Genomic DNA, 24,801 nt, shown 5'->3' with positions numbered 1-24,801 from the left:
TTTTATTCCTGGTAGAACGCTTCGGTGAACTTGCGAATACGGGCGGCATTGGCGCCCAGATCAGAGCGGCCCACGCGGGACACCGAGCGCAGATCCACCATAGTGCCGGACTCGTTGCTGGTAATGCGAATGGCGACGTCGTCCTTAAAGCCCATGAGGGCCGTAGTGGAGACAGCCTCGAGATAACCTGTGTTGAGGTCCTCGCGATAAATATCCCAGCCCAGGTCCAGCGCTGTTTGCTTGGCCTTGGCGAACGCATCTTCGATGCTCAGGTTGGTCTCCAGTGTCGAGAGATCACTGTAGGCCTCACGGGCCATCTCAACGACATCCGGGGCCAGCGCCAGGCTGTTGGCGTCCGGGCCGCGCTGCTCCGGGGCAGCAGTGAAGCGGGGCGGATCATCCGGGTCTGTGGTGATGTCATGAATGGGCGGATAGTCGCCCATGCTGGCCACCATGCTCAGAAGCAGCGCTGTGCCGGGCAGTGCCAGCAGCGCGCGTTTCTGCAGGGCTTTCCGGTGCGGGCGGTAGAGTGGTAACAGGCCCAGCACCAGCGCCAGAACGAAGATAATGGTGGCACCCAGACAGCTTAGTGCGTACAGCATCAGACCTTGTTGCCATGCGCCTGAGCGCACCGTAAGAACGGCCAGTGGCAGTGTGACCAGCATGGTAATGGCCAGGTAACCCACCCAGTTGACCATCTTGGGAGTTGAAGTGTCCTGCATGTTATTGCTCTCTTGGGAGTTCGGGGGTTTAAGAATACTACCCGCACTGTGTCCTTGCGAGTGGGTGATTGTGACCGCTGTGTACATCTGATTTACTGGTGCGCTAAAGAATAAAGACAAAGCGAGTAAAACCTTGGAAAAACTGATCTTTCCCCTCTGGAAATCAACCCAGCAGTCAGGTGACGAATTTCGAGACACCCTGCTGGCCCGGCGCGAGGAGTTGAATGCTCTGGAGGGTGTGCGTGCCGGTCGCTTACTGGTCGTCGATAGCGATGTGGCGCCCTGTGCTCACCGTCGCCAGGATCACTCCAAACCGGTACCGGATGCGATCCTCACGCTGTGGATGAATCGCGCTGAAGAGGGCCGCGCCGTCGGTGACTTTTTGGCACCGCTGGTGACGCGTTTTACCAGCTATCTGGCCACCGAGTCTGAACCGTTGATTAGCGAAAAACATGCAGCCCAACCCGGCGAGCGGGTGCACGGATTTTGTCACGTGGTGTTTTTGCAGCGTCCGCCGTGGCTTAGCGAAGCACAGTGGCTGGAGATCTGGCACGGCAAGCACACCCAGATAGCCATCGACATCCAGTCCACGTTTGGCTATCGCCAGAACACCCTGGTGCGCAGCCTAAGCTACGCCGCGCCGCCGCTGCACGCCATGATCGAGGAAAACTTCCCCGCGTCAGCGATGACCTCGGACTACGCGTTTTACGACCTGGAAGAGGGCGACGACGAGGGCGTCGCCCGGCGCGGCAAGGAAATGATCGACAGCGTGGCGCGCTTTATCGATTTCGACAAAATCGATGTGATTCCCACCAGCGAGTACACGCTGAAGGCGCTTTAACCGGCCTGGAGCGCTCGGATCCTGTCCTCCAGGGGCGGATGCGAGCGGAATAGCCCGGCAAAGCCTTCCTTGAGCTGCTCGCTAATGCCAAAGGCGGTGAGTTCACCGGGCAGGTCCTGCGGTAGGCCCTGCTCTTCGCGCAGTCGCTGCAGCGCAGCAATCATATCGCCATTGGTGGTGAGTTTGGCACCGGCAGCATCGGCCCGATATTCGCGCCAGCGTGAGAACCAGAACACAATCATGCTGGCGAGCATGCCCAGCACCAGTTCAGCCACGATAGTCACCACGTAGTAACCAATGCCATAGCCGCGCTCGGTCTTGAAAACCACCCGATCCACGGTGTGGCCAATGATACGCGCCAGGAACATCACAAAGGTGTTCACCACGCCCTGGATCAGGCTGAGGGTAATCATATCGCCGTTCGCGACATGGCCAATTTCGTGAGCCATAACCGCGCGCACTTCCTCTGGCCTGAAACGCTGCAACAAGCCGGCGCTGACTGCGACCAGTGCATCGTTGCGATTCCATCCTGTGGCAAAGGCGTTGGCCGCTTGTGAGGGGAATACGCCAACCTCCGGCATGCCGATGCCGGCTTCTTCTGCCAGTTCCCGGACGGTATCGACCAGCCACTGTTCATCGCGATTGCGCGGCTGCTCAATGATGTAAGTGCCGGTGCCGCGTTTGGCCATCCATTTGGAGAGCAACAGTGAAATCAGGGAACCGCCAAAGCCAAACACCGCGCAGAAAATCAGCAGTGAGCTTAGATTGAGGTCGACCCCGTTGGCGGCCAGAATACCTTCCAGGCCGAGCAGGTTGAACACAAAGCTGACGAGGACCAATACCGCCATATTGGTCGCCAGGAAGAGCAGTATGCGCATGGTTTCAGTGCTCCGTGGTAGGGGCCGCTTCGACCGCTTGTTCGTGGTTCGCTTGTTCCGCTTCCTCGACGGGCTCCGGCTCGAGGTTGGGCAGGGGAACCTGGCTGGGCTCAACCACTGGCTCGCCTTTCTCTGACAGCGCCGTCGCTACCACTTCACCGCGCAATTCGATGTCTTTTGACGATAATTCGAACAGGGTGTTAATCGCCTCATCCTCGTGCTTTACGCGCATGACGGCTTTGGCTTCACTGCCGCTCACCCACTCCTTGCTTTTGCCCCAGTAGTGGCCGTGCTGGTTGCGGATAACATATACATCTGACATTGGGTGGAGTCCTTCAAATCTGAACGCGGGAAGTGTAGCGGTGTCCTGCCGGGCGGGAAAGCCTTAGCCCAGCAGGAAATCTTTGGCCTGGTTGATTTTGGCGGCTAGGTAGTCGTTGCCTCCGCGGTCGGGGTGCAGTTTCTGCATCAGCTTGCGGTGGGCGGCCACGATATCGTCATCGCTGGCGCTTTCGTCCAGGCCGAGTACCGCCAGGGCTTCCTTGCGGCTCAGGCCTCCCGGGCCGGTCGGTTCCTCGTTAGCCGTTTGGTCCGCAGCGCCTTCGTAGCTGCCGAAACGCTGCTCCAGGTAGCCCTGCAGCAGCTGCACGGAATCCGGGTCGCGGGACTGGCAATACGCCATGAGTTCATCCAGTTGCTCGCGTTGCATATCTGCCAGGCGCCAGCCCTTGTAGGGACCCTCCAGTACTTCGCCGTGGAGTTCACCGCTATCGTGATCCAGTTGCATACTCAGGATGTCGGTGGCGACGGTCGACTGTTGGCCGCTGGGGGCTGCCTGGCCCATGCGTGAGGCCAGCAGCGGAAAGAATCGGATCAGTGTGGGACCCAGCTGACGCAACACGACCAGCAGACCGGTGAGTGCCACGCCGATCCAGTGCATCTTGCCGGCCAGTGCCAGAATAACGACCCCGACCACGGCCACACCGAGGGCCAACTTGATGTATTCACCGCGGCGTTTGTGCGGTGGTGCCGCCTGGGCGCGTTTTAGCAGGATGTAGAGGACGATGGCGACAGCCGCTAGCAGAATCAAACGTGGCACAGGAATCTCAGCGCTTCAATTGTTGAAGTAACAGTTTATCACCCTGGCCGCCCTGTTTTTCAAGCGCCGCGATACCGCCGCTGGCGTAGCGAGCCACGGCACCGAGAAGTGCCGCGAGCGTATCGGCGCTGCGCTGGTCGAAACGCGCGTAAACACCGCCACTCAGCTTCGCCATGTGTTTGAAGGTGCGCTCAACCTGAGCATCGTGACCTTCCTGGAACAGGAACAGCGGTAATTTGAGCAGGCCGCATTCACCGGCCAGCTGGCTCAGGGTGTCGGGGTTTTCCTCCATGGCATCGCCGATGAACACCACTGCTTTTATGGGCTCAGCGCGATGTTCCTGCTGGGCGTGACGCAGCAGCCTGGCAATCTGGGTGTGGCCGCCTTCGCACTGGACTTGCGCCATGGTGCGGGTGAGTTGTTGGCTGTCATTCAGCCAGGGGCTGGCAAAGAAGTCATTGAACCCGCGGAAGTAGCACAGTTGTACCCGCAGGCTGGCGGTGCTGGAGACGGAGCGAAACATTTCACCCTGCAGGTGGCTGGCCCGATCCCAGGTAGGCTGACGGCTGGCGGTGGCATCGATGGCGAAAAGCAGGCGCGGCTGCTGGCGGCGGAACGCGGTAATGTCCCGGCTTTTTTTCAGGAAGAGATCAATGTCCCGACTCTGGGACCGTTGGCTGGGCGCTTTGGCCATGGCAGGCCTGTTACAGTTGGTGGCTGGAGTCTCCCAGTTTACCCATCTCTGCCAGTTCTGTCAGATAGTGGCGCCGCGCAGCGAGTTCACTGATGGCGCGCTGCAGGTCTGCGCTGTCCAGGGGACCGGCTTGTTCGCTGTTGACGATTTGCCACAGCTTCCGGCTGCACAATTCGCTGGGGTTAAAACGTGTCGTTTGCAAAATTTTCTCTCTCGTTCTCGTTGTTATCCGGGGTAAATCGGGCCCGGGAACCATCGTGGGTTCCAGATTAGGCCGGTGATATGACATGGATATGACAGGGGAAGGCGGTGCTTCCACCCCGGGGAGTGCCTCGAGCTTACAACGATTGGCCAGGTTTTGGGAAGGGCAAGGCTTGAATTGGCCGGGTTTAGGGTGTCTACTGCGCCACATGAGCCTATTTGATATTCGTAAAAAACACGCCATGCCCTCCGCTGAGACTGCCCTGCCGGGCAGAAGCGAGGCAATGGCCGTACCCGACACCCACTTCGTCAGTGGCAATCCGCTGGTGGGGCCGTTCCCTGACAACCTGGCCTCGGCCATGTTCGGGATGGGCTGTTTCTGGGGTGTGGAGCGGATGTTCTGGCAGTTGCCCGGCGTATACTCCACCGCGGCGGGCTATGCAGCGGGCCATACGCCAAACCCCACCTATAAGGAAGTCTGCAGCGGACAGACCGGCCACAATGAGGTAGTGCGGGTGATCTTTGACCCGGCGCAGGTGTCTTTCGCCGAACTTCTCCAGGTTTTCTGGGAGGGGCATGACCCCACTCAGGGCATGCGTCAGGGCAACGACCTGGGCACACAGTATCGCTCCGGCATTTATTGCTACGATGACGCGCAGGCCAGCGAGGCCGAACGCACTCGTGAAGAATTCCAGGCGTCACTCAGTGCCGCCGGCTATGGTGAGATCACCACTGAAATTATCGCTGCCCCGACCTTCTATTTCGCTGAGGAATACCACCAGCAGTACCTTGCCAAAAATCCCGGCGGCTATTGTGGTATCGGCGGGACCGGTGTCAGCTGTCCGATCGGACTGGGCGTGGAGTAGCGCTGGCTACACCGGTTAGAGCAATCGCCCCAAAAGCGATGTGACGGCATTTTCTACGCGCAGAATACGTGGGCCCAACGAGACCGTCTTACAGCCCGCTGCCTCCAGTTTTGCCACCTCGTAGGGTATGAACCCACCTTCAGGCCCCACGACCAGCAGTGTGCCGCTGTCGGTGCTTCGGGGGCAGGGGGGTAGTTGCCCGGGTGTGCCAGCAGGCTCTGACGCCCGCGCACGAGATCGGGCAATAGATCTTCCACAAAGGGCTTAAAGCGCCGGTGACAGCTCACCGGAGGCAGCACGGTATCGCGTGATTGCTCCAGGCCCTGTAGCAAGTACTCGCGAATCGTGTCAGGGTCGAGCACCGGGGTCTGCCAGAAGCTTTTTTCGACCCGCAGGGAATTGATCAGGTGCAGTTCGGCGACGCCAAACTCTGCCACCGCGCGCAGAATACGCCTCAGCATTTTGGGTCGCGGCAGGGCCAGCACCAGAATCAGCGGCAGCTTGGCCGGTGGCAATTGATCCAGTGTCGGTTCCAGTACGGCGACCTCGGTATTAATGGACAGGACTTTCCCGTGCCCCATGCGGCCGTTGATCTCGCCAATGCGGACGGTATCGCCCACCTCTTTGCCGTGAACTTCCAGCAGGTGCTGTAAGCGTCCGTCGTCAACGCTGAGCAGGCCATCGCTGCCCAGTTCGCTGCGCGAGAAGAGAAGCAGGTTCATTCAGCCTGCCCAGAGATCGTACTCGTCGGCGCCCGTCACTTCGGCTTCGACAAAGTCACCCGGGTTGAGGTCTGTTGCGCCATCGAGGAACACGCGACCATCGATTTCCGGAGCGTCGCCCTGGGAGCGACCAATGGCGCCCTGGTCATCAACTTCATCGATCAGAATCTCGACCTTGGAACCTACCTTTTGCTGCAGTTTGTTGGCGCTGATCTGCTGCTGCAGCGCCATAAACCGCTCCCAACGCTCTTTCTTGACCTCAGCGGGGACATGATCGGGAAGGTCGTTGGCCCGGGCGCCCTTGACCGGTGAATACTCAAAGCAGCCAACCCGGTCCAGCTGCGCCTCTTCGATGAAGTCGAGCAGGGTCTCAAAGTCCTGGTCGGTCTCGCCGGGGAAGCCCACGATAAAGGTGCTGCGCAGGGTAATGTTCGGGCAGTCGCGTCGCCAGGCGGCAATGCGCTCCAGGGCTTTCTCCGCCGCAGCGGGGCGTTTCATCCGCTTGAGCACTTCCGGGCTGCCGTGCTGCAGAGGCACATCCAGGTAAGGCAGAATCTTGCCGTCGGCCATTAGCGGAATCACCTTGTCCACGTGGGGGTAGGGGTAGACATAATGCAGCCGCACCCACACACCGAACTCACCCAGTGCCTCACAGAGCTGCTGCATGTGGGTTTTTAGCGGGCGGCCATTCCAGAAGCCGGTGCGGAATTTGGTGTCGATGCCGTAGGCGCTGGTGTCCTGGGAGATGACCAGCAATTCGCGCACACCGGCGCGCACCAGGCGCTCGGCCTCATCCATGACATCGCCGATCGGGCGGCTCACCAGGTCACCGCGCATGTCGGGAATAATGCAGAAGCTGCAGCGATGGTTGCAGCCCTCGGAGATTTTCAGATAGGCATAGTGGCGTGGCGTCAGCTTCACGCCCTGCGGAGGTACCAGATCGGTGTAGGGGTCATGGTTTACCACCGGTGGAACCCAGTTATGAACCGCGCCGACAACTTCTTCATAGGCGGCCGGCCCGGTCACCGACAGCACCTTGGGATGCAGTTCCTGAATCACCTGGGCGTCGTCGCCCTTACCCATACAGCCGGTGACAATCACCTTGCCGTTCTCTTTCATGGCCTCGCCAATGGCGTCGAGCGATTCCTGCTTGGCACTGTCGATAAAGCCACAGGTGTTGACCACCACCACTTCGGCGTCTTCGTAGCTGGGCACAATATCGTACCCGTCCATTTTCAGCTGGGTGAGGATGCGTTCTGAGTCCACCAGCGCTTTCGGGCAACCGAGGCTGATGAAACCCACTTTCTGTTTGTCAGTGGTCGTCATGGGGAGTCTGGAATGAGGGGAGACAGACTCTATTGTAGCGCAGAGCCCAGAGTTCACGCCATGCTAACGGACCTGGATGGGCGCGTCGGCGTCCGGCGACACGGCCTGGCCAAACGGCTTCTGGAACCCCGCCGGAAGCTCCTCCGTCATGTCGAGAAGTGCGGCCAGGCGTCCCATGCCAACGTAGAGGGCGCAATGCAGCATCAGTTCAATGACTTCGGCCTCAGTGAACTCATCTTTTAGGCGCTTAAAGTACGCATCGTCAATCGACAGGTGATTGGTGGCAAAACGCTCGCCGAAGTCGATGGCGAGCTTTTCCCGGGGGCTGAGATTCTCCGCTTCCGCCGGGCGCTCGAGGCTGCACACGTCGCCTTCGCTCACCGTGTCCGCGGCGCTGGAATAGCGGATCGCCATGTAACTGCGACACTAGTTGTGAAAGGCGATACGCAGGCGCATCAATTCAATCAGGCGCTCGGGCAGGGTGCGATTCATTGTTACCGCAGTGGCAAATTGCAATGGCCCCATGGCCGCCGCCGGGGCATGGGCGAGCATGCGGGTAATGCCGAGCTCAATGTCGGTGGCGCTGTCCGCTGCGGTGAAGTTGCGCAACTCCTAGCTCCACTGCTCCGGTGGCAGTTTGCTGATTCTGCTCGTGATGGTGCCTCGTTGTTATGTTTTTTTGGGGCGTAACGTTATCGCTATAGCACGCGCTGGCTGATGATCACAGCGTCGTTGATGATAAAGGGTTCCGGCATCATTGATGTGCTGCGTGCTTTCATGTCTTCAAACAGTTCAGGCATATCATAGGCTGTTTGCAGCAATTTCAGTCCAAGCGGCGCGTCGGAATCGATGCTCAGCTCAACGGTCAGCGGCGCTAGCGGTGACGCCTGGGTATTGGTCAGTACGAATCCCGGTTTAAATTCGCCTTCGATCCATTGGTCAGACCGCTTGAATGGCTCGCCATTGATCCGCATTCTGCGCACCGTGAGGGGCGATGTCGTCACCAACTGTAATACCGCAGTTGGTCTCTGAGGTTGAATGCTGAAGGTGATGGTGCGTAACCCATCATCTTTGACATCGCCTGTGACGGTGATCTTGGCCGGGGCCAGCGGCAGCACCGGGGCATCCTGGTACCAGCGCACCCGGCTCGATCGATAGGCGGGATAGCGCTCCTGTGGCCAGCTGTCGCCGGTGGTAGGGTCAGTCAGGAACTGCCCGACAAAAGAATCCAGGCGGCGATTGCTGCTGGTCCACCACGCCTCGCCCGTGTCGCTGTCCAGAATGTAATTTATGCTGTTGGGCTTGCGACGATCTTCGCTGTAGCCCGACAGCATCATTGAGACAACCAGTGACCCACAAGCGATGACCGCGCTAATGCGGATCCCCAGTGTGAGCAGCCCCTGGTCGCTGCACAGGGGCAGCAGCAGGGCAAGGGTTAGTGCCGTTAGCACGGTGCCCACTGCCATGGCATTCAATCCCAGGCCAATGACGAAAGCGGGAATCAGTGGGGCCAGGATGAGCACGGGCAGCAGCGCAAGCAATAGCCGCGCTGCCGCCAGCCGCGGGGTGTCTTCGCTGGCCGGCCAAAACATCATGGCCGCCAGTGCAAGCAGGGGAGGGATGACCAGGAATCCTGCGCCCGGCAGACTGGTGGCAGCGCCGCCACTGATCACCAGCCAAAGGGCCACCGGCGCCACGTGCAGCGCTCGCAGTGGCTGATCGGTCGTTGTGCGGCCTGCCCAGCGAAATAGTACCAGCGTGATAGCGATGCTCAGGGCAATAAAACTCGCCAGTATCCAGTGGCCGTTATAGGTGAAACCGTGGGGGATTTCGGCATACTGGGGGAAGAGCGCCTCTAATAGCTGCCAGCCGACATGCGTGACTGCCCAAACCAGCAGAGCTGCCAGTGACGTCGCCAGCACACCTCGCCACAGCTGACTGACACCCAGGCGACCCTGGCGCCAATCGCGCCAGACCACGCCCCCAGGGCCATGACGCCGAGAGCCACTAGCCATAGATTCCAGGCAAACGGATAGCTGATCATGCCGATGCCTGGCGCGTTGAAATACACCCAATCAGCCTCACTCTCCAGTGAGGCGAGGTCGGCATCGGCGAAGTAATCGAGCAGCGTGGTGAGATATTCCGCCTGGTGATTGAGCGTGTTTGCATCCAGGCGTGGTACTGAATCCTGAGCTGTGTGGTAATCGAAGTGATCGTCGATAAACGCAAAATTAAAGCCGGGGATGTCACCCTGTTCCCTGAATACGGTCAGGTCAGTGTCATTGGGCAGTTGTTTGTACAGGCTGTACATCAGTGAATTGGCGGCGGGGTGTTTCAGGCCGGCGGCGCTGAAGGCCCTGATCATGTGTGCATTGCCGCCGTTGGTCTCCATCAGCATATAGCTGGGGCCACCGGAACCGCGTGCCTCGAGATTGAGTATCAGTCGCGCCTGGCTGGCCCAGGGGTGATGACCGACAAAGGCCTCGGCGCCCAGCAGACCACGCTCCTCGCCATCGGTCAGCAGAATAACAATGTCGTTAAGCGGTGTTTCTCCCCGGGCGAGAAAGGCGCGTACGGCTTCAAGAATCGTCACAACGCCGCTGCCGGCATCTGAAGCGCCGAGAGATGAGTGCAGGCCTGAATCGTAGTGCGACATCAGTATCAGGGCATTGCCGGGTTGAGAGCCAGGTATACGGGCAATGATATTGCGCGTGTCGGCGGCGCTGTACTGGCGCCGGAAATGCGTGCCGACCTGGTGCTGTATGTCTGCGGTCAGGCCCATTTGCGCCAGCGCGCCAACGAGATATTCACGCACCCGCTCATGCTCCGCGCTGCCAAGGTAGTGCGGTTTGGCGGCGATAACGTTGAGGTGGGCCAGTGCCCTTTGCTGTGAGAATACCGCGTCGTCGCTGGCGCTGTAGGCGTCATTGGCAGGTTGCTGGGCGCTGAAGCTCCAGCCGATAGCGGCCACTATCGCCAAGAAAACAAGCCAGGAGGAGAGCGTGATAGACGAGCGTGATCGATTCATAGTGTCCGCGAGAAATACATGTAGAGAGGTGGTGCAGGTACGGCTGGCGCGTTGATAAGAGCCGCATTCCTGACAGGGGCAGAATAGCATTTCCGGAGGCGGTTTACGCTGTGGTGCGGGTAGCCCCGAGCAGAGTATCGGGGATACCGCGTCGTCGAATGCCCGCCGCGTCAGGACGGGCGTTCGGTTCACGACAGACTGGCGATCTCCTCGCCCAGCACTTTCAGGAAGGTGGCGCCGATGGCGCCATCGATGACCCGGTGGTCACAGGACAGGGTGGCACTGACGATCGTAGCGACGGTGACTTTGCCGTCTCTGACCACTGGCTGCTCACTGCCTTTGCCCAGCGCCAGAATCGCGCCCATCGGTGGGTTGATGATGGCGGTGAAATTATCGATGCCATACATGCCCAGGTTCGACACGGTAAAGCTCCCGTCGCTCAGATCTTCGCGGGTCAGGGCGCCGTTGCGTGCGCGTTCGGCGAACTCTGCGGTTGCGGCTGCGATCTCCTGCGTAGACAGGTTCTGGGCCGCGCGAATCGTTACCGGATACAACCCGTCTTCGGTGGCGATGGCAACAGATACGTTGGAATCGCTGTACTGATGAATCGAATTTTCGATGACGTTGATGTTCACGCGCGGCTCGCGCTGCAGAGCCCGCGCCACGCATTTTACGAGCAGGTCATTGACTGACACGCGGGTGTTGCCATTGGCATTCAGGGCTGCCCGGTGGGCCAGCAGGCCATCGAGTTCGTAGTTAACGGTGAGGTAGTAATGAGGAATGTCCTGCTTGGCTCCCGTCAGGCGCTTGGCGATAGTTTGGCGCGTGGCAGACAGCGGTATGACCTCTACCCCTGCCGGCGCTGGCTCGGCGCCATCACTGGCGGCGGCGCGCACATCATCTTTGGTGATGCGCCCGCGGCGGCCCGTGCCGGTGACCGTATTGAGATCAACACCCAGTTCTGCGGCAAGGTTGCGCACGGCGGGGGCGGAGCGAGTCGCAGCGTCTCCGCCGGGCCGGCGTTGGCCGCGGCTGCCGGGACAGGGGCATCGTTGTCGGTTGCGCTGTCGTCCTCTGCTGCGGGCGCGCTACCACCGAAGTCAGCGATAAAGCTGTCGATACTGGCGTCATCGACGTTTGCAGCGGCAATCACACCGAGCAATGCACCCACCGGGCGCGCTTCACCTTCCTCGACGAGTACCCGGCGCAGCACACCGTCGGCGGGGGACTCCCACACGTTGACGATTTTGTCCGATTCCATTTCGAGGATTTCGTCGCCCTTGGCAACAGTGTCGCCGACGGTCTTGTTCCAGACGTTAATGGTGCCTTCGACCATTTCGATGCCCCACTTGGGCACTGCGATGGCAGTGATATCGCTCATGCCATGGTCTCCTTGATTGCGGCCATGATTTTTGCGGCATCCGGTATGTAGGCCGCTTCAAGTTCGGGTGAGAAGGGGGTGGGTGAATGCGGTGCACTCACCTGTTTGATCGGTCCTTTGAGTGACTTGAAGGCGCGGTCTGCTGCGAGGCCGGCAATATCTGCCGTCAGGCCACAGCGCGGCGGTGCTTCATCGACGACCACGAGTCGGCCTGTGGCTTCAACACTTTCGAGGATAGCATCGGTATCGAGGGGCGAGGTGGTGCGTGGATCGATCAGATCACAGCTAATCCCCTCGGCCTCCAGTGCATCGATCGCCTGTGCAGCGCGGGGCACCATCTGGCCGAACGCCACAACGGTACAGTCGTCGCCCTCGCGTACAAACGCGGCCTCGCCGAAGGGAATGGTGTACATCTCATCAGGCACTTCGCAGGCTTCCTGGTAGAGCACCTTGGGTTCAAAGAACAGCACCGGGTCATCATCCTGAATTGCCTGCAGCAACAGGCCCTTGGCGTCATACGCGTTGGAAGGCACGACGACCTTCAACCCGGGGAACGAGGTCATTACCTGGTACATGGCCTGGCTATGCTGGCCCGCGGCGGAGAAACCGCCGCCCGATGCGAAGCGGATGACGGCAGGGCATTTACTCTTGCCGCCAAACATGTAGCGGAATTTGCCCATCTGGTTGACGATCTGGTCCATGCACACGCCAATAAAGTCGGCGAACATGATCTCAGCGACAGGGCGCATACCCACCAGCGCGGCACCGGCCGCGGCGCCGACGATGGCGGATTCAGAGATCGGAGTGTCGATACAGCGATTCGGTCCAAAGGCTTTGTACAGACCGGAGGTCACACCAAACACGCCCCCGACTTCACCGACCTTGCCGCTGGGGCTGCCATTACAGCCGGCCACATCCTCGCCGATGACGAATACGGATTCATCGGCTGCCATTGCCTGGTGCAACGCCTCGTTAATGGCGTCGCGCATTGTTTTCTCTGCCATGTCTGCTTACTCCTCAGGCGGCGCCGTAGTTGATGTAGACGTCTTCAGTGACTTGCTCGGGGGTGGGGCGGGCGGCGGCTTTTGCGCCGCTGACAGCTTCTTCGATCAATGCCATCACCTCGCTGTCCACCGCATCGAGCTCGGCTTCGCTGAGTTCGCCGGTCTCGGCCATGCGCGCCCGAAAGTTCTTCAGGCAGCAGGCATTTTCGCGCAAGTCGTTAATCTCGCCATCGGCCCGATAGTGCTCCGGGTCGCCCACGAAATGCCCGTGGAAGCGGCCCTGTTCGGCAAAGATGCCCGCGGGGCCAGTTCCTTCACGGGCGTGGGCAATGGCTTTTGCGGCGGCTTCGTACACGGAGAAAAAGTCCGACCCGTCTGCGACGAACACAGGGAAGCCAAAGCCCTCGGTGCGGGCCTTGAGGTCGTCACAGCCGACGGCGTAGTCGATGTTGGTGTGCTCAGAGTAGTAGTTGTTCTCGATGACGAACACGGCGGGTACTTTCAGTACCACCGCCAGATTCATGGCTTCGAAGCAGGTGCCCTGGTTGACGGAGCCATCACCGGAGAAGGAAATGGCAACGCGGCCATTGTCGCGGATTTTGGCAGCCAGTGCCGCACCCACCGAGATGGGTGGGCCGCCGGCCACAATACCGTTGGCGCCGAGAATACCTTTCTCGACATCTGCCACATGCATGGAGCCCCCTTTGCCCTTGCACAGGCCCTCGGAGGAGCCGAACAGTTCGGCCATCATCCCGATCACGTCGGCGCCTTTGGCAATGCAGTGGCCATGGCCGCGGTGGGTGGAAATAATCGTGTCTTCATCGTCGAGGTGTTCGCACACACCCACGGCGTTGGCTTCCTGCCCTGTATACAGGTGGGTAAAGCCGGCGATCTGGCCATTCATGATTTCCACGTGGGTGCGATCCTCGAACTCACGAATGGTCTTCATCTGGCGATAGGCCCGCAGCAGGCCTTCCTTATTAAGAGACATGGTTCTCTCCTTTATCAGGTGGGGCGGGTTAGAGTGTGTGCATCGCCCAGCGAATACCGCGCCGCAACAGCTCGTAGTATTCATCGGTTTTCCAGGCGCCGAACTCCGGCTCGGGATACTCTTCAATATGGGGCTGCATGTCGTACTTGCCGCGGCAATGTCCCAGGGTCAGGTACAACACTTCACCTTCGCCATAGGGCCGTAGGTACATGCAGGAGCGCGGCTCATCGCTGTGCCAGTCTTCCTCGACAAAACCCTCGGTTTTACCGCTCCAGTGGGTGTGCAGCAGCGTGGTCTGTTCGCCGTGGTGTTCACTCAGATACAACTCATCGTCGACGATAAACGGCGGAATACCGCTGACCAGCGGATGGTCCGGCTCGGTGACTTCCACCGTATAGGGTTGAATCGGAGGGTGCGACAGGAACTGGCTGCCGAGCATCTCCATGAACGCTGGGTTCTCCCGGGGGCAGTCTACACGGCCGTCTTCCAGGAAGCGCAGTATGGAATTGGTGCCGTGCAGAGCGAACCAGCGCCCGCCATTGCGCATGCGTTCGCAAAGGCGCTCGGTCTGGGCGTCGGTAGGCATGACATCGCAGGTATAGGTGATGATGAAGTCAGCGGCGCAGATGGCGTCGATGTCGGAGTAATCCGCGCCCACTTCTACTTTCAGGCGTGGCTGCTCGGCGATCAGCTTGAGGATTTCCAAACGGGCGTAGTCGATGTTGTGGTACTTACCGCCCGCTACCAGATAAACGTCGATTCTGTCACTTTTGCCCATAGCTACTGACCCGCCCGCGGCGGTTGACCACCTTGTTTGTTATTAGATGCGAAGAAAGTATCACGCACCTTAATAAAAAACAAACAGCAGTGACTGTATTTTTTGCCGAGTTCATTTTTCTTGCTGATCCCGCAGCCGATTTCTAGACTGAGGCCGCATTTTCAGGAGAGTCATGCATGTCAGTCAGCGTCGAACAACACGGCCATGTGGCCGTTATTTCCCTTGCCAGGCCCGAGGTGCGCAATGCGGTAGATGGCCCCACGGCGCAGGCCCTGGCGGACGCATTCCGGACGTTTGACGCGGATCCCGAGCTGCGGGTGGCGGTCTTCCGCGGGCCAACGGCACGTTTTGTGCGGGGGCCGATCTCAAGGCGATTGCCGCAGAGGCGGGCGCGAACCAGTTGGCGGCAACGGGCGATGGCCCCATGGGGCCATCGCGCATGCTTCTCTCCAAGCCGGTAATTGCGGCGGTCTCTGGCCACGCGGTGGCGGGCGGCCTGGAGCTGGCGCTGTGGTGTGACCTGCGCGTGGTCGAAGAAGATGCGGTAATGGGAGTGTTCTGTCGGCGCTGGGGTGTACCGCTAATCGACGGTGGCACGGTGCGCCTGCCGCGCCTGATCGGACACAGCAGGGCCATGGATTTGATACTCACCGGTCGCGCTGTCGGGGCCGAGGAGGCGCTGGCCATGGGGCTTGCCAATCGAGTGGTTGCCCCGGGCAACGCGCTACAGGAAGCATTAGCGCTCGCAGAGCAATTGGCGGCGTTTCCACAGGGCTGCCTGCGTTCGGATCGCCTGAGTGCCTACGCGCAGTGGGATCTGGACTATGAAGCTGCGATGGCCAATGAATTCCAGCGCGGTGAGCAGGTCGTGGCGTCGCGTGAAACGGTGACAGGCGCCACGCGTTTTGCTGAAGGCGCGGGGCGGCACGGCAGTTTCGAAGACGTTTAGAACGCGCGCTTGTCGCTGGCGCTGTGGGTGTCGACCCGGATTTCCCGGCGCAGCAACTCAATGAGTTCGCGGGTGTCGTCGGCGGTCAGAAATTCCCCCAGGATGACGTTCTCGGTGCGGTTGTGCAGGCTGAGTGAGGGGCTGTCGTGGGGGTGGCGCTCGGGGATGATGTTCAGGCCCGCCGTCTCCCGCTGAAACTGCCAGCACTGGCGAGGGAAGTAATGGCCTTTCTCAATGCGCACCTCGTCGTCGCTCAGGGTGATCACCTGGCGGTACTGGAGCTTCCAGTTGACGTAGTAGAGCGCACTTCCCAGGGCCAACAGCTCCAGTCCGGCAAACGGCAGGATCGGCCAGGCGCCCAGAAACGTAAAGCCGATCGCAGCACCCAGTGAGGGCACACACAGTGCCAGCAGCACATACAGGTTGTTGCGCCATGTTGACGAGTAGTTGGGCCGGGCCACGATTGTGGTGGCTTGACCTTGGCGACTGCTGGTAACCAGGGAACACACCTCCTATTCAGTGGTTTCAGTCTAGTGAATAATACGTCGCTCGCATACCATCAGATATTGCACAGCAAGCCTCCGGGAGATCACCTTGAAACATCCTATGCTGGTCGCCGCCAACGAGCTGAGCCTCAATGCCGACAGTGTGATTGTCGATTGCCGTTTCAACCTTGCAGATAAGGGCGAGGGCGAGCGCCTCTATCTTGAGGGGCATATCCCCGGCGCCGTTTATATGGACCTGGAGCGACACATGTCAGGCCCCGCAGGTGAGCATGGCGGCCGGCATCCCCTGCCTGGCGCCGCCGATTTTGTCGCGACTCTGGCCAGCTTTGGTATTGGCCCAGAGACGAATGTCGTGGCCTATGATGCCCATCGCCTGGCGTATGCAACCCGTCTGTGGTGGATGATGCGAAGCCTGGGTTACCGCCCACCGCGGCTGCTTGACGGCGGCTATCTGGCCTGGGTGCAGGCTGGCGGTGTGCCGGCGTCCGGCGCTGAGGCCGCCGTGCCACCGGTCGAGACAGCACCGAATCAACCTTCTTTTATGCGGGTATGCGACATCGAAGGCTTACGCACAGCGCAGGCGCAGGGCGCGACCCTGGTGGATTCCAGGGAGCCGCGTCGCTACGCTGGAGTAGAGGAGCCCATTGATCCGCTGGCCGGGCATATTCCCGGCGCGCTCAACCACCCATGGCAGGGAGTGACAGATGATAGCGGTGCCGTGCGCGACGAGGCTGGCCTACTCGCCCACTGGGGGGACACGCTGGAGGCCGATAGCCTGGTGGTGTACTGCGGTTCAGGGGTCACCGCCTGCGTAAATCTGTTTTCCCTCACCCTGCTGGGGCGCGATGACGCCACGCTGTATGCGGGCAGCTGGAGTGACTGGTGCAGCTACCTGTAATGCTGCCACAAACCGGGCTAGGCCCGGGCAGCGGCCTAAGGTAAAATGCGCGCCTTTTTCGTTACCAATCGAGCGACAAGACATGCTTGAAATCAACCCCCTGAACCAGAAGCTCAAAGATATCGAGGCGCGTACTGACGTGCTTAGGGGGTATCTTTGACTTCGCCAATCGAAAGGATCGACTGGCAGAGGTAGAACTCGAACTGGCTGAGCCCAGCGTTTGGGATGATCCCGCGCGCGCTCAGGAACTGGGGCGGGAGCGCTCCTCCCTGGAAGCCATTGTCCACACGATTGAAGGCCTGGACAGCGGTCGCGGCGATGCCGCTGATCTGCTGGAGATGGCCGCTGCCGAGGACGACGAAGAAACCGTTGCCGAAGTGGAGGCAGACATTGAAGCGATGCTGAGCCAGCTGGAGAAGCTGGAATTTCGGCGCATGTTCAGCGGCGAGATGGACGCCAACAACGCCTACGTCGACATCCAGGCAGGCTCCGGCGGTACCGAGGCCCAGGACTGGGCCGAAATGCTGCTGCGTATGTACCTGCGCTGGGCCGATGACAAGGGCTTCAAGGCAGAGCTGGTGGAATGCAGTGCTGGTGAAGTCGCGGGGATTAAGAGTGCCACCATCTATATAGAAGGTGAGTACGCCTTTGGCTGGGTGCGCACTGAGATCGGCGTGCATCGTCTGGTACGCAAGTCACCCTTCGATTCCGGCAATCGTCGCCACACCTCGTTTACGGCGGTATTTGCCTCGCCGGAAATCGACGACAATATTGAGATCGAAATTGATCCCTCCGACGTGCGCACGGATACCTACCGCGCCTCCGGTGCAGGCGGTCAGCACGTCAACAAAACGGATTCGGCGGTGCGCCTGACGCATGCGCCCAGCGGCATTGTGGTGCAGTGCCAGAGCCAGCGCTCCCAGCACCAGAACCGGGACAAGGCCTGGCAAATGCTACGTGCCAAGCTGTATGAGCAGGAAGTGATGAAACGCCAGGAGGCGGCCCAGGCCAGCGAAGACAGTAAGTCGGACATTGGTTGGGGCAGCCAGATCCGCTCCTATGTGTTGGATGACTCACGGGTGAAGGACCTGCGCACCGGCGTTGAAACCAGTAATACCCAGGCGGTACTCGATGGCAGTATCGACCAGTTTATCGAAGCCTCGCTGAAAAGCGGGCTGTAAGAGTAGAGACCATGAGCGAACAGAACCAGGCTCCGGAAGCCCAGGACGAAAACAAGCTGATTGCAGAGCGTCGTGCCAAGCTCGACGCGATTCGCGAGCAGGGCATTGCCTTCCCCAATGATTTTCAGCGCACAGCCGAGGCAGCGCAGCTGCAGGGCGAGCATGGTGAGTCTTCCAAGGAAGAGCTGGAGGCGGCAGACAAACACTACTCCGTCGCCGGGCGTCTTATTCGCAACCGCGGTGCCTTCCTGTTGATTCAGGACGGTACCGACCAGATTCAGCTGTACGTTGATCGCAAGGGCCTGGACGCAGACACCCTGGCATCGATCAAGTCCTGGGATCTCGGCGATATTGTGGCGGCAACCGGTCCTATCCATAAATCCGGCAAGGGTGATCTGTACATTAATATGCGTGAGGCGCGGCTGCTGACCAAAGCCCTGCGCCCACTGCCCGACAAGTACCATGGCCTGGCTGACCAGGAGATGCGTTACCGCCAGCGCTACGTCGATCTCATTGTTAACGAAGAGTCGCGCAACGTCTTTCGCACGCGCTCCAAGGTCATCGCATTTATCCGCAACTACATGATGGATCGCGGCTTCATGGAAGTTGAAACCCCCATGATGCAGGTGATTCCCGGCGGTGCGACTGCGCGTCCGTTCGTGACTCACCACAACGCGCTGGATCAGGACATGTACCTGCGCATTGCCCCGGAGTTGTATCTCAAGCGCCTGACCGTGGGTGGTTTCGAGAAGGTTTTCGAAATCAACCGCAGTTTCCGCAACGAGGGTCTGTCCACCCGGCACAACCCCGAGTTCACCATGCTTGAGTACTACTGGGCCTATGGCGCGTATGAAGATGCCATGGATCTCACCGAGGATATGCTGCGCAAGCTGACCCTCGACGTACTGGGTTCAACCACAGTCGAGTACCAGGGCAACAGCTACGATTTCTCCCAGCCGTTTACACGCCTGTCGGTGTTCGATTCGATTCTCAAGTACAACCCCGATATTTCCGCCGAGCAACTGGCGGATGAGCCCGGTGCGCGCGAGATTGCCAAAGGCCTGGGTATTGAACTCAAGGATATCTGGGGCCTGGGTAAGGTGCAGATCGAGATCTTCGAGAAGACGGTAGAGCACCTGCTCGACCAGCCCACCTTTATTACCCGTTACCCGACCGAAGTGTCGCCGCTGTCGCGTCGCAACGATGACGATCCGTTCGTCACCGACCGCTTCGAGTTTTTTGTCGGTGGCCGCGAACTGGCCAATGGCTTCTCTGAGTTGAATGACCCGGAAGACCAGGCCGAGCGTTTTCTCGCCCAGGTGGCGGAGAAAGATGCGGGCGATGATGAGGCCATGCACTACGACGCAGATTATATTCGCGCCCTGGAATATGGCCTGCCGCCTACCGTGGGCGAAGGCATTGGTATCGATCGCCTGGTGATGTTCCTGACCGACTCGCCCTCGATCCGCGATGTGCTGCTATTCCCACATATGCGGCCTGAGTGAGGAGATTTCTCCACAAATAGTGCTCAGAGCCGATGTAATACGCTACACTCCCCCGAAGTTGAATTCACCGGGGAGTGTGTGTTGTCACCCGCATCCAGAGTACTGATTATCGTCGCTGCTGCGGGCCTGCTGCAGGCCTGTGCCCAGGCGCCCAAAGCGACGGTGCCGGTGACCCCGGTCGATCCCTCCGAAATCACGCTTAATCTGCCCGATCAACAGGCCTGTGATTGCGCGACCCCCGAACCGGCAAGCCTCGATTTTCTCGAGAAGGGCTATGTCGAGCTGGCAGGAGGGCGCCATGCTGAGGCGATGGAGTACTTCAATCGTTACCTGCGCATGGAGACCTCTCACACCGCAGACTGGGAGGCAGAGGTCGCGATTGCCTTCGTGTATGCATTGCGTGAAAGCCCCCTGTACGACGCTGATGCCGCGCGCAAATCCTATCGCGACCTGCGCAAAGAAGATTGGCAGGCCATGGAATTACACCCGCAAACCCAGCTGGCCCGACAGGCCCTGGAAGGTTTTCTCAAGGCCGAACAGGAGCGCCGTGAGCTGACCGCCCAGAACAAACAGTTGCAGGAAGATCTGGTGAAGCGCGAAGAGGCGCTCAAGCGGTTGCGAGAGCTAACTCTGGGTCGGACGGGATCAACACAGTAAAGGTTGACCCTTTTCCAGGCTCACTTTCCACGCGAATCTCACCACCCATCAGTTCACAGAAATCTCGGCAGATAGAGAGTCCCAGGCCGGTGCCACCGAACTGGGCCGTCGTGGAAGAATCCGCCTGAATAAACGCCTCGAATACGCGGCTCTGCTGAGCAGCGTCCATCCCGATGCCGGTATCGGTAACCGCAATTTCCACCCAGCCCGGGCGATCGGGCGGCACCCTGGCACTGACGCTGATACGGCCGTTCTCGGTGAACTTGCAGGCATTGCCCAGCAGGTTGGTAAAAATCTGCCGGAACTTGTTGGCGTCGCTGTATAGCTTGGGCAGGCCACTGAAATCGGGTTTATCCAGCGTATTATTCTGGCTGCGCAGCTGGGGCCTGATTGCATCGCAGGCCTGATCGAGAAGCTCACCGGGCTCAAACGTCTGGCGATGCAGTGACATCTTGCCGGTCTCAATTTTGGACAGGTCGAGAATATCGTTGATCAGGGTCAGCAGCTGGCGCCCGGAGCGGATGATTTTCTCCAGATCCTGTTGGAACTGGGCGCGATTAACCTCGGCCTCGTCCGAAAGCTCGTCGTGGAGCATTTCCGAGTAGCCGATAATCGCATTGAGCGGCGTGCGCAGTTCGTGAGAGACATTCGCAAGGAAAATACTCTTGGCCGCATTGGCCTCGTCAGCCGCATCGCGCGCCTTGCTCACGTCGTACATGGCATTGCGCAACTTCTCCGACATGTCGTTAAAAGCCTTGGCCAGATCGCCCAGCTCACCGGAATCGACAATTTCTTCAATACGATAGGAGAGGTCGCCCGCGCCGATGCGCTCGGTGCCGCGCTTGAGTCGTTTCAGGGAACGGTTGGTGTAGCGCACCAGGAAGAAACCGAGTGTGGCCGTGAGGAAGATCGAGGCAATAAAGCCTATCACTGTGATGCGGTCAGTCAGGGCAATAGTGCGGTCGATAATCGCCGCGCGCTGTTCGGCAATAAAGGTCTGGCGGGCCTCCAGTTCCTTCAGGCGCTCGCTGGCTTCGAGATAGGGGAGGGGATCGTCGACATCGGCGCTGAAATCAGGATCGTTGTAATTGCGATAAAACGCTCGCCACTCGTCCAGCAGTGAGCTGCTGGATTCTTCCAGGCGTTCATAGTTAAGGCGCGTGACATCATGACTCAGCCGGCCGAGCTTGCCGATGCGATCTTCAATTTCGTCTACCTGTGCCACCGCCTGTTCGATTTCCGTATCGTCGAACTGGTCGCTGGTGTTCTCGCGAATAGTGGAGAGCACCTGAATGCGCTGGCGCTGGTCGTTGAGCATTTGCTCAATTTCCGTCGACAGGCGCGCCGCCGCCACCGAAATGCGGTAGGCGCTCATACTTTCGTTCCGGGCGTAGGAGCCCCAGAAGTGGGTGCCGACGTTCACGGCGAACAGCACCAGAATCGTGACCAGGGAGAGGGTGAGTCGTCTGCGCAGGCTCATCGTGTCAGTTGCCGGTCTCGCTCAGCGATTCAATTTTTGCCAGCAGGCCCGGAAAATCGACGGGTTTGGTGGCGTAGTCGTCGCAACCGGCATCCATGGCCTGTTGCCGGTCGGCCTCACTAGCGTGAGCAGTCAGGGCAATAATCGGGATGTGCTTGATCGAATCATCCTCGCGCGCGGTCCGGCAGGCGGTCCAGCCATCCATGATCGGCAGGTTCATATCCATGAGTACTACCCGTGGCTGTGCCGAGCGCATCAGCTCCAGCGCCTGCTGGCCGTCGCCCGCCGGGATGACTTCAACGCCGGCGCGATTCAGCCTGCGAATGAGCATGTCGCGATTGAGTTCGTGGTCCTCGACCAGCAGCACCGGGGCGAGCTTACTCATGGTGCCTCCTCAAGAATCTGGTGAACCCGAACCAACTCATCTATTCCTTTCACCTTGAGTTCCTGGCTGGTGCCGACCCGGTAGTCCCGCGTCAGCGCCTGCAGCGTGCTCTCTGAAATCAGTATTTCGCCGCCGGCCGTGACATCCTCGATGCGCGAGGTGACGTTCATCGGGTGACCCACAAAGCCATACTTGCTGCGTCGCTCGGAGCCAATGTTGCCGGCAATAACGTCGCCGGTATTGAGCGCAACCCCAGTGCTGATCTCCGGAAGTCCGTCTTCCCGGTTGAGGCGGTTGATCTCTTCCATGGCCGCCTGCATTTCCAGCGCGCACTGTACCGCGCGGTCGGCGTCGTCGTCGCGCCGTTGGGGCGCGCCGAATACCGCCAGAATGGCGTCGCCGATAAATTCATCGATAGTGCCGTTGTGGGCCATGATGATATCGGTCATGGCGGCCAGGTAGCGGTTGATCAGGGTGACCACCTGGGCGGGCTCCAACTGCTCGCTGATGGTCGTGAAGCTGCGGATGTCCGACATCATGATGGTGACCCTGCGCAGGTCGCCGCCCAGCTCGAGGCCCTCCGGGCGCTCGAGAATGTCGGTGACAATTTCGTCGGACAGGTAGCGGCCAAAGGTAGCGCGAATAAATTTTTCATTGCGCTCCAATTGCTGGCGATACAGCTCTTCGCGATCGTGCCAACGTTTGCGCTCGATACCGGCCTTGATGCGTGCCTGCAATAAAATCGGATTGAAAGGCTTGAACAGGTAGTCGTCGGCACCGGCCTCGATGCACTCGATAATGCCCTCCATGTCCTGTCGTCCTGAGATCACAATCACGGGGGTGGCGCGCCACTCCGGATGTTCCTTGATCCGGCGCAACACCTCACGGCCATCCAGGTCAGGCATCATCAGATCCAGTAGCACCACATCCACATCGGCCTGGTCGAGGGTTTGCAGAGCCTCTTCGCCGCCGGCAGCCGTTACCACGATATGGCCGGAGCGCGACAGATAGCGAGCTACAAGCTCGCGATTTTCCTGCAGGTCATCAACGGCGAGTATGAAGCCAGGGTCGCTGGCAATCATGCGCTGCTCAGCTGCCGGGGCCTGCTCCACCGGCTCATCATTGTGGGCGGTGTGTACCGCGCTCAGCAATCGTGACAGGGCCGCGTCGAGCTCGGTGTATTGCGAGCCGAGATCTTCGCGCAGCAATTCGGCATAGCCACGAATCGCTGCTAGTACATTCATCAGGTCATGGCGATTGATGTCGGCGGCGGCAAGTTGCGCATTGAGGCGATCGGCGCCGTCGAACAGACGGGAAAAATCGTCCAGGGCCTCCTCGCTAAGGGCACTGTGTAAGCGTTTGTAATGCTCGCGCAAATCGGCCATTGCGCGCAGCAGGTGGTCGCTCCACTGAGTACTTGTCTGGCTTGAGCCCTGGCTCACAGGCGGTCCTTATGGTTAAGGGTTTCCAGTATAAATTGTGAATCGGATTGAGGAAACGGAGTTTTTGTTCGTCTCAGCGTTAATGTCAGGGTGTTTTTTTGGCCGAAAAGTGCGCTTTTAATAGAAACATAGGTTACTATTGTTCGCATAGCTTTTAGGGACAAGCTAAGCAAGGAACCGGTTACGCAATGTTGCAGCAAGTTGAAATCTTTCAGGGGCTCTCAGCAGAAGAACTGGAGGCGCTCGCTGCGAGCAGCACCAGTCGATCCTTCCCCAAGAATACTGTCGTGATCCACGAGAACGATCCTGCCGACTCGCTGTTCGTCATCGAGACTGGCAAGGTCAAGGTTTACTGCTCGGACAAGAACGGCAAAGAATTCATTATGAACACCCAGGGCGCCGGCGATTATTTCGGCGAGCTGGCTCTGCTCGATGACTCCACCCGCTCTGCTTCAGTGCGCACGGTCGAGAAGTCCTCTTTCTGCATCATCTACAAGGAAGACTTCAACCGCGTCCTCGACGAGCATCCCAACATTGGCCGCCAGCTGGTTAAGAATCTCGCCGCGCGCGTCCGCAAACTGACCGCCGATGTTAAGAGCCTCGCCCTGCAGGATGTCTACGGCCGTGTTGCCAACGTGCTGATGGATCTCTCGGAAGAGCGCGGTGACGGCACGCTCTACATCCCCGAGAAGCTTACGCAGCAGGATATCGCCGACCGCGTCGGTGCCTCCCGCGAGATGGTTGCCCGCATTCTCAAGGATCTCACCATCGGTGAGTACATCCGCTTTGAGGGTCGCCATATCATTATTAACACCCGGTTGCCGGCTAAGTACTGAGTTAGCCGTAGCCGATAAAAGCCCCGGTCTGTTAAGCAGGTCGGGGCTTTTTTTTGTGCTCTAGAATGGCCGATGCATGCGTCTGTTCAGGCCTTCTGAAACCACTACAAGCACATCCATGTGGTCGTTTCGGCGTCCCGGAACGCCGGCCGCGCCATCCCTGCCTCCCGACGATTTCAGAAGGCCTTAACAGCCGCAGCCCCTCGTACAGTGATTAGCCCCAAGATCCGCTAACTATTTCAGGCACTGGGAGCTGGAAGTTTGCTCCAAAATCGTCGGGAGCCATGGATGGCGTACGCCGAAGCGCGCCATGGATGGCCTTGCAGCGGTTTTGGGGCAAACTTCCAGTTTCCAGTGCCGTCGGGTAAAGAGCGACGTAATTATGGATTTGCATGTGGCTCTGGCTAGTCGGTGACAATGGTTGATAAGCT

General features: G+C 59.5%; 27 protein-coding genes and 2 pseudogenes. 8 read left to right on the top strand and 21 right to left on the bottom strand.

Features of this window, described 5'->3' with window-relative positions; translation table 11 throughout:
- Positions 1-2: 2 nt before the first annotated feature.
- Positions 3-722: a DUF1499 domain-containing protein gene (locus tag BST95_RS17185; RefSeq protein ID WP_066050312.1), complete on the bottom strand. Its 720-nt coding sequence runs from the start codon at positions 720-722 to the stop codon at positions 3-5.
- A 133-nt stretch (positions 723-855) separates the two neighbouring features.
- Here BST95_RS17185 and BST95_RS17180 point away from each other — a divergent pair, with 133 nt between their 5' ends.
- Positions 856-1,563, top strand: a complete 708-nt coding sequence (locus BST95_RS17180) for a hypothetical protein (protein WP_084200691.1) — start codon at positions 856-858, stop codon at positions 1,561-1,563.
- On the opposite strand, the gene htpX is transcribed toward BST95_RS17180, so the two are convergent.
- The 5 genes from htpX to BST95_RS17155 all read right to left on the bottom strand — a co-directional run bounded on the left by htpX (position 1,560) and on the right by BST95_RS17155 (position 4,436).
- Positions 1,560-2,441 carry a protease HtpX gene (gene htpX / locus BST95_RS17175; RefSeq protein WP_084200690.1) on the bottom strand — a complete coding sequence of 294 codons (882 nt, stop codon included), beginning with the start codon at positions 2,439-2,441 and terminating at the stop codon, positions 1,560-1,562. The two genes, BST95_RS17180 and htpX, sit on opposite strands and share 4 nt — an antisense overlap.
- 4 nt (positions 2,442-2,445) lie before the next feature.
- Positions 2,446-2,763, bottom strand: a complete 318-nt coding sequence (locus BST95_RS17170; RefSeq protein WP_084200689.1) for a hypothetical protein — start codon at positions 2,761-2,763, stop codon at positions 2,446-2,448.
- Between the two features lie 63 nt (positions 2,764-2,826).
- Complete coding sequence (locus BST95_RS17165) at positions 2,827-3,540, bottom strand: DnaJ domain-containing protein (RefSeq protein WP_084200688.1); 714 nt, start codon at positions 3,538-3,540, stop codon at positions 2,827-2,829.
- Positions 3,541-3,547: 7 nt separating this feature from the next.
- A complete protein-coding gene (locus tag BST95_RS17160) occupies positions 3,548-4,234 on the bottom strand; it encodes a hypothetical protein (RefSeq protein ID WP_084200687.1) in 687 nt (228 codons plus the stop codon).
- A gap of 10 nt (positions 4,235-4,244) precedes the next feature.
- Positions 4,245-4,436, bottom strand: a complete 192-nt coding sequence (locus BST95_RS17155) for a hypothetical protein (protein WP_066050296.1) — start codon at positions 4,434-4,436, stop codon at positions 4,245-4,247.
- 208 nt (positions 4,437-4,644) lie between these two features.
- Here BST95_RS17155 and msrA point away from each other — a divergent pair, with 208 nt between their 5' ends.
- On the top strand, positions 4,645-5,301 hold the full coding sequence (msrA, locus tag BST95_RS17150; RefSeq protein ID WP_066050292.1) for a peptide-methionine (S)-S-oxide reductase MsrA: 657 nt from the start codon (positions 4,645-4,647) through the stop codon (positions 5,299-5,301).
- Positions 5,302-5,316: 15 nt separating this feature from the next.
- On the opposite strand, the gene BST95_RS21050 is transcribed toward msrA, so the two are convergent.
- The 11 genes and pseudogenes from BST95_RS21050 to BST95_RS17105 form a co-directional block, all read right to left on the bottom strand.
- Positions 5,317-5,418 (bottom strand): 16S rRNA (uracil(1498)-N(3))-methyltransferase, encoded by a 102-nt coding sequence (locus BST95_RS21050; RefSeq protein WP_276205902.1) that lies wholly within the window; start codon positions 5,416-5,418, stop codon positions 5,317-5,319.
- Between the two features lie 188 nt (positions 5,419-5,606).
- A pseudogene (locus BST95_RS21160) lies at positions 5,607-5,762 on the bottom strand (16S rRNA (uracil(1498)-N(3))-methyltransferase); the annotation flags it as partial.
- A 261-nt stretch (positions 5,763-6,023) separates the two neighbouring features.
- Positions 6,024-7,349: a 30S ribosomal protein S12 methylthiotransferase RimO gene (gene rimO, locus BST95_RS17140; protein WP_084200686.1), complete on the bottom strand. Its 1,326-nt coding sequence runs from the start codon at positions 7,347-7,349 to the stop codon at positions 6,024-6,026.
- A gap of 63 nt (positions 7,350-7,412) precedes the next feature.
- Positions 7,413-7,763, bottom strand: a complete 351-nt coding sequence (locus BST95_RS20735; RefSeq protein WP_229801615.1) for a carboxymuconolactone decarboxylase family protein — start codon at positions 7,761-7,763, stop codon at positions 7,413-7,415.
- A gap of 12 nt (positions 7,764-7,775) precedes the next feature.
- Positions 7,776-7,958, bottom strand: coding sequence for a hypothetical protein (locus BST95_RS20730; RefSeq protein WP_229801614.1), 183 nt, complete (start codon positions 7,956-7,958; stop codon positions 7,776-7,778).
- A gap of 1,246 nt (positions 7,959-9,204) precedes the next feature.
- Positions 9,205-10,320: a M28 family peptidase gene (locus BST95_RS17125; RefSeq protein WP_240500307.1), complete on the bottom strand. Its 1,116-nt coding sequence runs from the start codon at positions 10,318-10,320 to the stop codon at positions 9,205-9,207.
- A gap of 245 nt (positions 10,321-10,565) precedes the next feature.
- On the bottom strand, positions 10,566-11,336 hold the full coding sequence (locus BST95_RS20725) for a dihydrolipoamide acetyltransferase family protein (protein WP_240500306.1): 771 nt from the start codon (positions 11,334-11,336) through the stop codon (positions 10,566-10,568).
- Positions 11,225-11,758 carry a biotin/lipoyl-containing protein gene (locus BST95_RS20720; RefSeq protein ID WP_240500225.1) on the bottom strand — a complete coding sequence of 178 codons (534 nt, stop codon included), beginning with the start codon at positions 11,756-11,758 and terminating at the stop codon, positions 11,225-11,227. The genes BST95_RS20725 and BST95_RS20720 overlap by 112 nt, the downstream gene beginning before the upstream one ends.
- Complete coding sequence (locus BST95_RS17115; protein ID WP_084200683.1) at positions 11,755-12,762, bottom strand: alpha-ketoacid dehydrogenase subunit beta; 1,008 nt, start codon at positions 12,760-12,762, stop codon at positions 11,755-11,757. Before BST95_RS17115 ends, BST95_RS20720 begins: the two co-directional genes overlap by 4 nt.
- Positions 12,763-12,775: 13 nt before the next feature.
- Entirely contained in the window at positions 12,776-13,753 is a 978-nt protein-coding gene (locus BST95_RS17110) for a thiamine pyrophosphate-dependent dehydrogenase E1 component subunit alpha (protein WP_084200682.1), read from the bottom strand.
- Between the two features lie 28 nt (positions 13,754-13,781).
- Positions 13,782-14,531: a ThuA domain-containing protein gene (locus BST95_RS17105; RefSeq protein ID WP_084200681.1), complete on the bottom strand. Its 750-nt coding sequence runs from the start codon at positions 14,529-14,531 to the stop codon at positions 13,782-13,784.
- Between the two features lie 176 nt (positions 14,532-14,707).
- On the opposite strand from BST95_RS17105, the pseudogene BST95_RS17100 reads away from it, so the two are divergent.
- Positions 14,708-15,480: pseudogene (locus BST95_RS17100) on the top strand (crotonase/enoyl-CoA hydratase family protein).
- Here BST95_RS17100 and BST95_RS17095 read toward each other — a convergent pair.
- Positions 15,477-15,941, bottom strand: a complete 465-nt coding sequence (locus tag BST95_RS17095; protein ID WP_229801613.1) for a DUF2244 domain-containing protein — start codon at positions 15,939-15,941, stop codon at positions 15,477-15,479. The pseudogene BST95_RS17100 and the gene BST95_RS17095 overlap by 4 nt on opposite strands.
- Positions 15,942-16,074: 133 nt before the next feature.
- On the opposite strand from BST95_RS17095, the gene BST95_RS17090 reads away from it, so the two are divergent.
- The 4 genes from BST95_RS17090 to BST95_RS17075 all read left to right on the top strand — a co-directional run bounded on the left by BST95_RS17090 (position 16,075) and on the right by BST95_RS17075 (position 20,227).
- The gene (locus BST95_RS17090; protein ID WP_229801612.1) at positions 16,075-16,884 is read left to right on the top strand and encodes a sulfurtransferase; all 810 of its coding nucleotides are present in this window, start codon (positions 16,075-16,077) and stop codon (positions 16,882-16,884) included.
- Positions 16,885-16,966: 82 nt separating this feature from the next.
- Positions 16,967-18,065 (top strand): peptide chain release factor 2 gene (gene prfB, locus BST95_RS17085; RefSeq protein ID WP_102106074.1). Its coding sequence is split into 2 segments (ribosomal slippage): positions 16,967-17,041 and positions 17,043-18,065, totalling 1,098 coding nucleotides; the frame shifts between segments, so codons are not numbered across the junction.
- Positions 18,066-18,076: 11 nt separating this feature from the next.
- Entirely contained in the window at positions 18,077-19,570 is a 1,494-nt protein-coding gene (gene lysS, locus BST95_RS17080; RefSeq protein ID WP_084200678.1) for a lysine--tRNA ligase, read from the top strand.
- 78 nt (positions 19,571-19,648) lie between these two features.
- Positions 19,649-20,227: a hypothetical protein gene (locus BST95_RS17075; RefSeq protein ID WP_146004138.1), complete on the top strand. Its 579-nt coding sequence runs from the start codon at positions 19,649-19,651 to the stop codon at positions 20,225-20,227.
- On the opposite strand, the gene BST95_RS17070 is transcribed toward BST95_RS17075, so the two are convergent.
- The 3 genes from BST95_RS17070 to BST95_RS17060 are packed head-to-tail and all read right to left on the bottom strand — an operon-like array spanning position 20,178 to position 23,534.
- Positions 20,178-21,707 carry a sensor histidine kinase gene (locus BST95_RS17070; protein WP_084200676.1) on the bottom strand — a complete coding sequence of 510 codons (1,530 nt, stop codon included), beginning with the start codon at positions 21,705-21,707 and terminating at the stop codon, positions 20,178-20,180. The two genes, BST95_RS17075 and BST95_RS17070, sit on opposite strands and share 50 nt — an antisense overlap.
- A 4-nt stretch (positions 21,708-21,711) precedes the next feature.
- Positions 21,712-22,092 (bottom strand): response regulator, encoded by a 381-nt coding sequence (locus tag BST95_RS17065; protein WP_066050254.1) that lies wholly within the window; start codon positions 22,090-22,092, stop codon positions 21,712-21,714.
- Positions 22,089-23,534 (bottom strand): adenylate/guanylate cyclase domain-containing protein, encoded by a 1,446-nt coding sequence (locus tag BST95_RS17060; protein WP_084200675.1) that lies wholly within the window; start codon positions 23,532-23,534, stop codon positions 22,089-22,091. Before BST95_RS17060 ends, BST95_RS17065 begins: the two co-directional genes overlap by 4 nt.
- Before the next feature lie 188 nt (positions 23,535-23,722).
- On the opposite strand from BST95_RS17060, the gene BST95_RS17055 reads away from it, so the two are divergent.
- Positions 23,723-24,370 (top strand): Crp/Fnr family transcriptional regulator, encoded by a 648-nt coding sequence (locus BST95_RS17055; protein WP_084200674.1) that lies wholly within the window; start codon positions 23,723-23,725, stop codon positions 24,368-24,370.
- Positions 24,371-24,801 lie beyond the last annotated feature (431 nt).

The organism is Halioglobus japonicus (genome assembly GCF_001983995.1).
In the GTDB taxonomy this organism is placed as follows: Bacteria; Pseudomonadota; Gammaproteobacteria; order Pseudomonadales; family Halieaceae; genus Halioglobus; species Halioglobus japonicus.
Note: the sequence above shows the minus strand (reverse complement) of the source record. Positions and strands in the feature narration are given on the sequence as shown.